Consider the following 651-nt stretch of genomic DNA (forward strand, 5'->3'; position numbering starts at 1 on the left):
TATCTGGCCGTGGTTCCTACCTATTTCGCCCCCTAAAACTGTCCGAAGTATTGAAGGCTGACATAAAAGAATTAAGTTGTAAAATCTTGATATAGACAGCCTGTCCGCAGGCCCTGCTGGCGGCCAATAAGGGTGTTTTGTGTGGGCTTAAACGGTATAGTTGGAGCTTGGAATATAATGGATTGATTCGGATGTTGGGAGTGGGGTGCTGTATGGGCTTGGGTATGATGCATAGCTTATTTTGGGTAGGGTTTTGGTAGGAATTTTTTCTAGTGCTGAATAGTATAAAAGTTAAGCGATTTGTTCGTGAGTTTTGGTTGTTTGGTTTGAAGCAGGCTTATGCTTGTATTTTTGGTGGTTTCTTGTTGGGGATAATGATCCTTACCAATTTCTGGTACCCGTTGGAAGCTATTCACCGATACGATTTTATATTTCTCGCAGCAATAGCATTTCAAATTTTTCTTCTTGCCACTAAACTTGAGAGCTTCAAGGAGTCTGTGGTTATTGTAATATTCCATATTGTTGCTACGATTATGGAGTTATTTAAAACCTCAGATGCTATTGGTTCCTGGAGCTATCCAGAAGAGTATATCTTCGGCAGGGCTGTCCCATATAAATCGGTGTAAAAACGAACAGAATAGACCTAAAATA

1 protein-coding gene is annotated in these 651 nt (G+C 40.4%); it reads left to right on the forward strand.

Annotated elements, in window-relative coordinates:
* Window positions 1-272: 272 nt before the first annotated feature.
* Complete coding sequence (locus MO867_RS22450) at window positions 273-626, forward strand: DUF817 family protein (RefSeq protein WP_252473311.1); 354 nt, start codon at window positions 273-275, stop codon at window positions 624-626.
* Window positions 627-651 lie beyond the last annotated feature (25 nt).

This window comes from Microbulbifer okhotskensis (assembly GCF_023895975.1).
GTDB lineage: Bacteria > Pseudomonadota > Gammaproteobacteria > Pseudomonadales > Cellvibrionaceae > Microbulbifer > Microbulbifer okhotskensis.